The sequence below is a fragment of the Streptomyces sp. NPDC003697 genome, assembly GCF_053587115.1.
The window spans coordinates 1-7,846 of record NZ_JBSFNN010000146.1 but is presented as its reverse complement, the minus strand read 5'-3'; the positions used below and the strand labels follow the sequence as shown (position 1 = coordinate 7,846).

The following is a 7,846-nucleotide window of genomic DNA, read 5'->3' as shown; positions in this document are numbered from 1 at the left end:
CGCGTGCCGGCCTCGTCCGGCACGCGCGCGTGTACGTGCCCTGCCCCCGTCCCTGCGCCCGCCGCCACGACGCCCGGCGGCGCGCGGCAGACGGGAATTGTCGGACAGGACCCAGGGCCTGCCGCGGCGCTAGTACGTCAGGCCGTACCCGATCGGGAACAGCACCTGATCCGGGTCGTCCGCCCGCTGCACCGGCACCGGCAGCCTCCCGCTCGGCCTCACCCGGCCGGCGACGACGCGGGCGGCCGCGCGCAGTTCGACGTCCGTCCAGGAGTAGGCGGCCAGGAAGGCCGGCACGGAGGGCAGGTGGGCGACGTCGTACGGATTGCGGACGGCGATCGCGACGACCGGGCGGCCGGTCTCCAGCAGCCGTCGCACCAGCGTCTGCTGCGCGCTGCCCGCCGTGACGTTGTACGTCCCGACGACCACCGCGTCCGCGTCCCGCGCCGCCGCGACGGCCTTGTCGATCGTCGCCGCTGACGGGCCGGTGCCCGTGGACAGGGCCGTGGCCGAGAAGCCCAGCTCGGCGAAGGCCGCGGCGAGGACGCCCGTGGGCGGCCCCGTGGTGCCCGACGGGGAGGCGGGGTCGGCGCCGACCACCAGGAGCCTGCGGTGCGTCCGCCGCGACAGCGGCAGCAGACCGTTCTCGTTGACCAGCAGCGTCGTCGTGCGGTCGGCGACGCGGTCGGCCGCCGCCAGGTGCGCGGCGGTGCCGACGGTGCGGCCGACGCCGGCCGCGTCGACGTACGGGGCCTCGAACAGGCCCAGTCCCGCCTTCAGCCGCAGGATGCGCAGGATCGATTCGTCGAGCCGGGACTCGGTGAGTTCGCCGGTCCGGACGGCGTTCAGGACCGCGTTCCAGGCGACGTCCAGGGACGGCGGGTTGAGCAGCTGGTCCACACCGGCCTTGAGGGCGAGCACCGGCACCCGGTCGTCGCCGTACTTGGTGCGCACGCCCTCCATGCCGAGGGAGTCGGTGACCACGACCCCGTCGTAGCCCAGCTCGCCGCGCAGGATCCCGGTCAGGATGGGGTGGGAGAGGGTGGCCGGGTCGCCGGAGTCGTCGAGCGCCGGGAACTGCAGGTGCGCGGTCATGATGGAGTCGATGCCGGCCCGGATCGCGGCCCGGAACGGAACGGCGTCCAGCCGCTCCCACACCTCGCGGCTGTGCGTGATGACCGGGAAGCCGGTGTGGCTGTCCACGGCGGTGTCGCCGTGCCCGGGGAAGTGCTTGGCGGTCGCCGCGACCCCGGAGCCCTGGTACCCCTTCACCTCCGCGGCCACCAGCCCGGCCACCGCGTCCGGGTCGGCGCCGAAGGACCGCACGCCGATGACGGGGTTGGCCGGGTTCACGTTCACGTCGGCGACGGGGGAGTAGTCCTGGCGGATGCCCATCGCGCGCAGTTCGGCGCCGGAGACGCGGCCGAGGGTGCGGGCGTCGGCCCGCGAACCGCCGGCGCCGATCGCCATCGCACCGGGGAACAGCGTGGCGGGCTTGCCGACCCGGCAGACGATGCCGTGCTCCTGGTCGGTCGAGACGAGGACCGGCAGACCGCGCGGCTGCTCGAGCGAGGCCCGCTGGATGCCGTTGGACAGGTCCGCGATCTGGTGCGGATCACGGGTGTTGTGGGCCCAGGTGAAGTAGATGATGCCGCCGACGCGGTACCGGGCGACGAGTTCGGCGGCCGTGCGGACGCCGATCTCCTTGAGGTTGGCGTCGATGTCGGCCTGGTCGGGGGCGGTGGCCGAGTGGCCGTACACCCGCATCACGAACAGCTGGCCGACCTTCTCCTCCAGTGTCATCCGGGAGATGACGGCACGCAGCCGGCGGTCGTCGTGCGGGGCGGCGTATGCGGGGCCGCCGACGGCCGCGGCGGCGGTGAGGCCGGCCGTCGCGGCCAGAACGGTGCGTCTGGAGGGTCGTGCGGTGTTTCCCGTGCTGCTGTCGGGCACGTGCGCTCCTTGAGGTCCGCTGGAGTACCGCTGAAGGAAACTTCCGAGGAGTCACCAATATCCGGGAAGTTTCTGCCAGTCAAGGGAACGCACAAGGCCGGGCGGGGCGGCCTCACGAGAGTTGGCGGCTCGGACGCGCCACCGGCCGCCGTCGAAGAGCCGCGCCGAGGACGACGTGCCGCCGGCCCGCCGGCGCGGGACCCGGGCGCGGCGGCCGGGGCGCCCGACTCCGCCCCGGCCGCCGGAAGCCCTCAGGCCGACTCGTTCAGCAGCCGGGCCAGGTGTTCACGGCCCGGGCGCAGGAGGTCCGGCAGGGGCGCCGCCGCCTCGTACCACCGCTTCTCGTACTCCCAGCACAGCCAGCCGTCCCAGCCGTGACGGGACAGCACCTCCACGCACTCGGCGAGCGGGACGCCCCCGGCGCCCAGCGGCAGCGGAGTGGTGTCCTCCGCGGAGGCGGCGTCCTTGACCTGGACGTAGCCGAGGAAGGGCCCCAGCGCCGCCCAGGTGTCCGTCGGCTGCTCGCCGCCCAGCCAGGTGTGCATCACGTCCCACAGGGCACCGACCTGCCGGTGGCCGACCAGCCCGAGGACACGGGTGGCGTCCGCGCCGGTGCGGTGCGAGTCGTGGGTCTCCAGCAGGATGCGCACGCCCAGGTCGGTCGCGTACTCGGCGGCGGTCCCGAGTCGCCGGGCGGCGACGGCGTCGGCCTCCTCGGGGTTCTGTCCGGGGGTGCCGCCGGGGAGGACGCGGACGAACGGAGCGCCGAGGTCCGCCGCCAGGCCGAGGAGTTCCCGGATCTCGGCCAGCACGGCCGCGTCGTCGCCGGGCGCGGCGACCCGCGCGTATCCGGCCAGGCCCAGGATCTCTACGCCGGAGTCCTTGAACCGGGCGGCCACGTCGGCCCGTCGGGCGCGGTCGAGGCCGGTGTGCACCGGTTCCTCCGGGTGCGCGCGCAGTTCGACACCGTGGTAGCCGTGGTCGGCCGCGAGCCGGGCCACGTCCGCCACGGACAGGCCGGGGACGCCGAGAGTGGAGAACGCCAGTTTCATACTCACGAACCTACTCGGCATCCGTGCTGGTTATGCACGGCGGCCGCATCCGGGCGTTGCGCGGGGAGCGGCCGGCCCACCGGCCGTCCCGGCCGGGACACCCGGCGTCCCCGCCGCTCAGCCCCGCGGCGCCCCCGACGAGCCCCGCACCATCAACTCGCCGCGCACCGCCGCCACCCCGCCGGGCGGGGGTTCCTCGCGGCCCATGGCGATCCGGCCGGCCCGGGCTCCCGCCTCCGCCAGGGGCAGCCGGACCGTCGTCAGCGACGGCACCGCGTCGATGCTGAAGGGCAGGTCGTCGAAGCCCGCCACCGACACGTCCTGCGGGATCCGCAGCCCGGAGTCCCGCAGCGCCGCGCAGGCGCCCAGCGCGACGGAGTCGTTCGCGGCGACGACGGCGGTCAGCTCCCGGTCGCGACGCAGCAGTTCCAGCGTCGCCTCGTACCCGGAGGCACGGTCGTACCGGCCGTGCACCGTCCACCGCGGGTCCTCCTCGAGCCCGGCGGCGGCCAGCGCGTCCCGGTGGCCCTCGAGACGGTGCCGGGTCGTCGTGCGCTCCTCGGGCCCGGCGATGTAGCCGAGCCGCCGGTGGCCCAGGCCGATCAGATGCTCCGTCAGCTGCCGGGCGCCGCCGCGGTTGTCGAAGGCCAGCGCGATCGCCTCGGTGTCCGGCGCCGGCGGCCGCCCGCACAGCACCACGCGCGTCCCGGCGTCCGCCAGCCTCCGCAGCTTCGCGGCCACCGCCGCCGCGTGCGGCGCGACCTCCACGGCCCCGCCGGTGAGCACCACGGCGGCCGCCCGCTGCCGCTGGAGGAGCGTCAGGTAGGTCAGCTCGCGCTCCGGCGAACCGCCGGTGTTGCAGACCACGGCCAGCCGTTCCCCGCCCGCCCGGCCGCCCGGTCCGCCGATCTCGGACTGGATCGCGCTCGCCATGATCCCGAAGAAGGGGTCGGCGATGTCGTTGACCAGGATGCCGACCAGGTCGGACGTCGCGGCGGCCAGCGCGCTCGCGGGCCCGTTGAGCACGTAGTCCAGCTCGTCGACCGCCTTCAGCACCCGCTCGCGGGTGGAGGCGGCCACCGGGTAGTTGCCGTTCAGCACGCGCGACACCGTCGCGGGCGAGACCTGGGCGCGGGCCGCCACGTCCGCCAGGGTCACGGTCATCTCGTCGTCCTCCGGTCGCGCATCTCGTCTCCGTCGTCCACCCGGGCGGGTCCGTGGCGCCGGACCCGCCGTCACGGTGCCGAGCCGACCTTACGGCCGTCCGCCTCCGTTGTTCGCCCCCTCGAACAACACGTCCCTCCGACGCGGTCTTGTCGGGCCGCTGCCCAGAGGCTAGCTTCTCTGCATAGAAAGCGCTTGCTGCGGGTGTGCGGCGCGACCGCGTACGGAGGGACTGACGTGACACGCAGGACGGTGCGGATCGCCATGAACGGCGTGACGGGACGCATGGGCTACCGACAGCATCTCGTCCGCTCGATCCTCGCCCTGCGCGAGCAGGGCGGACTCGACCTCGGCGACGGCACCGTGCTGTGGCCGGAACCGGTCCTGGTCGGCCGGCGCGAGCACGCGCTCCGGGCGCTCGCCCAGCGGCACGGCCTGACGGACGTCTCGACCGACCTGGACGCCGTACTCGCCGACGACACCGTCGAAGTCTACTTCGACGCCCAGGTCACCGCGGCCCGCGAGGAGGCGATCAGGAAGGCGGTCGCGGCGGGCAAGCACGTCTACACCGAGAAGCCGACCGCCACCGGCCTCCACGGCGCCCTGGAGCTGGCCCGGCTGGCCGCCGCGGCCGGCGTCAGGCACGGCGTCGTCCAGGACAAGATCTTCCTGCCGGGTCTGCGGAAGCTGAAGCGGCTCGTCGACGGCGGCTTCTTCGGCCGCGTCCTGTCCGTGCGCGGCGAGTTCGGCTACTGGGTCTTCGAGGGTGACTGGCAGGAGGCCCAGCGGCCCTCGTGGAACTACCGCGCCGAGGACGGCGGCGGCATCGTCGTCGACATGTTCCCGCACTGGGAGTACGTGCTGCACGAGCTGTTCGGCCGTGTGACGTCCGTGCAGGCGCTCACCGCCACGCACATCCCGCAGCGCTGGGACGAGGACGGCAAGCCCTACGACGCGACCGCCGACGACGCCGCCTACGGCATCTTCGAGCTGGAGGGCGGCGCGGTCGCCCAGATCAACTCCTCCTGGGCCGTGCGCGTCCACCGCGACGAACTCGTCGAGTTCCAGGTGGACGGCACCGAGGGCTCCGCCGTCGCGGGCCTGCGCCACTGCCGGGTCCAGCACCGCTCCGCCACGCCCAAGCCCGTGTGGAACCCGGACATCCCCGTCACCGAGGCCTTCCGCGGCCAGTGGCAGGAGGTCCCCGACAACACCGAGTTCGACAACGGCTTCAAGGCCCAGTGGGAGCTGTTCCTCAGGCACGTCTACGCCGGTGCCCCGTACCACTGGGACCTGCTCGGCGGCGCCCGCGGCGTCCAGCTCGCCGAACTCGGCCTGAAGTCCTCGGCGCAGGGCCACCGGCTCGACGTGCCGGAGATCTCCCTGTGACCATCCACCTGCCGGACGGTACGGGCCGGCTGCGGCCGTACGAGCCGCGCACGGAGCCCCTCGCCATCACCCCGGGCACCCCCCTCACCTCCCGGGCGGTCTTCTCCGCCGCCCACGTCGTCGCCGACCCGTTCGCGGACGCCGGCCCCGACACGCCCGCCGCCGTCGACTGGGACGCCACCCTCGCGTTCCGCCGTCATCTGTGGTCCCTCGGACTGGGCGTGGCCGAGGCCATGGACACCGCGCAGCGCGGCATGGGCCTGGACTGGGCCGGTGCCGCCGAGCTGATCCGCCGGTCGGCGGCCGAGGCGAAGGCCGTCGGCGGCCGCATCGCCTGCGGCGTCGGCACCGACCAGATCACCGGCGGGTCCCTCGCGGACATCCGCGCCGCCTACGAGGAGCAGCTCGCCGTCGTGGAGGAGTCGGGCGCCCAGGCGATCCTGATGGCCTCCCGCGCGCTCGCCGCGACCGCCCGGGGCCCCGAGGACTACCTGGAGGTCTACGGCCACCTGCTCAGGCAGGCCGCCGAGCCGGTGATCCTGCACTGGCTCGGCCCGATGTTCGACCCCGCGCTGCGCGGCTACTGGGGCTCGGACGACCTCGACCGGGCCACGGCCACCTTCCTGGAGGTCGTCGCCGCGCACCCCGACGGGGTCGACGGCGTCAAGATCTCCCTGCTGGACGCCCAGCGCGAGATCGACCTGCGCCGCCGCCTGCCCCGGGGCGTCCGCTGCTACACCGGCGACGACTTCCACTACCCCGAGCTGATCGCCGGGGACGAGCAGGGCTTCAGCCACGCGCTGCTCGGCGTCTTCGACCCGCTGGGCCCGCTCGCGGCCGAGGCGGTGCGCGCCCTGGACACCGGCGACCCCGAGGGCTTCCGCACCCTGCTCGACCCCACGGTCGAACTGTCCCGCCACCTCTTCCAGTCACCCACCCGCTACTACAAGACCGGCGTGGTCCTGCTCGCCTGGCTCGCGGGCCACCAGACGCACTTCACCATGGTCGGCGGCCTGCAGTCGGCCCGCTCCCTGCCGCACCTGACCCGTGCCTACGAACTCGCCGACCGACTCGGCCTGTTCCCCGACCCGAAGCTCGCGGAGGAGCGGATGAGGAACCTGCTGTCGCTGTACGGGGTGGCCCGGTGAGCATCGAACGTTTCAGCATCAACCAGATGACGGTGAAGCAGCTGTCCCTGCCCGAACTGGCCGACGCCTGCACCGAGCTGGGCGTCCGCAACCTGGGACTGTGGCGTGAACCCGTCCGGTCCCACGGCCTGGAGGCGACCGCGAAACTGGTCCGCGACGCGGGCCTGACGGTCACCACCCTGTGCCGCGGCGGCTTCCTCACGGCGATCGACGCCGGTGAGCGCGCCCGGGCGCTGGCGGACAACCGGCGGGCCGTGGACGAGGCCGCGGTGCTTGGCACCGACACCCTCGTCCTGGTGTCGGGCGGCCTCCCGGCCGGCTCGAAGGACCTGCGCGGAGCCCGCGAGCGGATCGCCGACGCCCTGGCGGAACTCGGCCCCTACGCCGAGCGGCACGGGGTGCGCCTGGCGATCGAGCCCCTGCACCCGATGTTCGCCTCCGACCGCTGCGTGGTCTCCACCCTCGCCCAGGCCCTGGACATCGCCGAACGCTTCCCCGCCCACCAGGTCGGCGTCACCGTCGACACGTACCACATCTGGTGGGACGACACGGCCCCCGAGCAGATCACCCGCGCGGGCGCCGGAGGCCGCATCCACACCTTCCAGCTCGCCGACTGGACCACCCCCCTGCCACAGGGAGTCCTCAACGGCCGCGGCCAGATCGGCGACGGCGCGGTCGACATGCGCGAGTGGAAGGGCCATGTCGAAGCAGCCGGCTACACCGGACCCATCGAGGTCGAACTCTTCAACGAGGACCTGTGGGCACGCGACGGACGCGAGGTCCTGGCCGAAACAGCGTCCCGCTTCCTCAAACACACGACCCACCCCACCCCCTGACCGCCACCGCCCCCGAAAGCGAAAACCGCCCCGCAGCCGCCCTCGCACGGAAGGCACTGCCCCCCCGAAAGCGAAAACCGCCCCGCAGCCGCCCTCGCACGGAAGGCACTGCCCCCCGAAAGCAAAAACCGTCCCGCAGCCGCCCCCGCACGGAAGGCACTGCCCACGGAAAGCGGAAACCGCCCCGCAGCCGCGCACGGACGGGAGGGGGCGTGCCGGGGGGTGCCCGCCCGCAGCGGCCGGCGCGTCCACGCGGGGTGCGCTGCCGAGCCACCTCGTTCGCGCCGGTCCGAGGCGCCCACCC

General features: G+C 74.1%; 6 protein-coding genes. 3 read left to right on the top strand and 3 right to left on the bottom strand.

Going from position 1 to position 7,846, the window contains the following annotated elements; all coding sequences use genetic code 11:
• Positions 1-129: 129 nt before the first annotated feature.
• From ACWDNY_RS30875 to ACWDNY_RS30865, 3 genes are all read right to left on the bottom strand, one after another.
• The gene (locus tag ACWDNY_RS30875) at positions 130-1,953 is read right to left on the bottom strand and encodes a glycoside hydrolase family 3 protein (RefSeq protein WP_451649115.1); all 1,824 of its coding nucleotides are present in this window, start codon (positions 1,951-1,953) and stop codon (positions 130-132) included.
• A gap of 251 nt (positions 1,954-2,204) precedes the next feature.
• Positions 2,205-3,005 (bottom strand): sugar phosphate isomerase/epimerase family protein, encoded by an 801-nt coding sequence (locus ACWDNY_RS30870; RefSeq protein WP_451649114.1) that lies wholly within the window; start codon positions 3,003-3,005, stop codon positions 2,205-2,207.
• 117 nt (positions 3,006-3,122) lie between these two features.
• On the bottom strand, positions 3,123-4,169 hold the full coding sequence (locus ACWDNY_RS30865; RefSeq protein ID WP_451649113.1) for a LacI family DNA-binding transcriptional regulator: 1,047 nt from the start codon (positions 4,167-4,169) through the stop codon (positions 3,123-3,125).
• Positions 4,170-4,406: 237 nt separating this feature from the next.
• Here ACWDNY_RS30865 and ACWDNY_RS30860 point away from each other — a divergent pair, with 237 nt between their 5' ends.
• Genes ACWDNY_RS30860 through ACWDNY_RS30850 form a run of 3 tightly spaced genes read left to right on the top strand, consistent with a single transcriptional unit; the run spans position 4,407 to position 7,542 of the window.
• Positions 4,407-5,558 carry a Gfo/Idh/MocA family protein gene (locus tag ACWDNY_RS30860; RefSeq protein WP_451649112.1) on the top strand — a complete coding sequence of 384 codons (1,152 nt, stop codon included), beginning with the start codon at positions 4,407-4,409 and terminating at the stop codon, positions 5,556-5,558.
• On the top strand, positions 5,555-6,706 hold the full coding sequence (locus ACWDNY_RS30855; RefSeq protein ID WP_451649111.1) for a dihydrodipicolinate synthase family protein: 1,152 nt from the start codon (positions 5,555-5,557) through the stop codon (positions 6,704-6,706). Before ACWDNY_RS30860 ends, ACWDNY_RS30855 begins: the two co-directional genes overlap by 4 nt.
• 26 nt (positions 6,707-6,732) lie before the next feature.
• Positions 6,733-7,542, top strand: coding sequence for a sugar phosphate isomerase/epimerase family protein (locus tag ACWDNY_RS30850; RefSeq protein ID WP_451649116.1), 810 nt, complete (start codon positions 6,733-6,735; stop codon positions 7,540-7,542).
• Positions 7,543-7,846 lie beyond the last annotated feature (304 nt).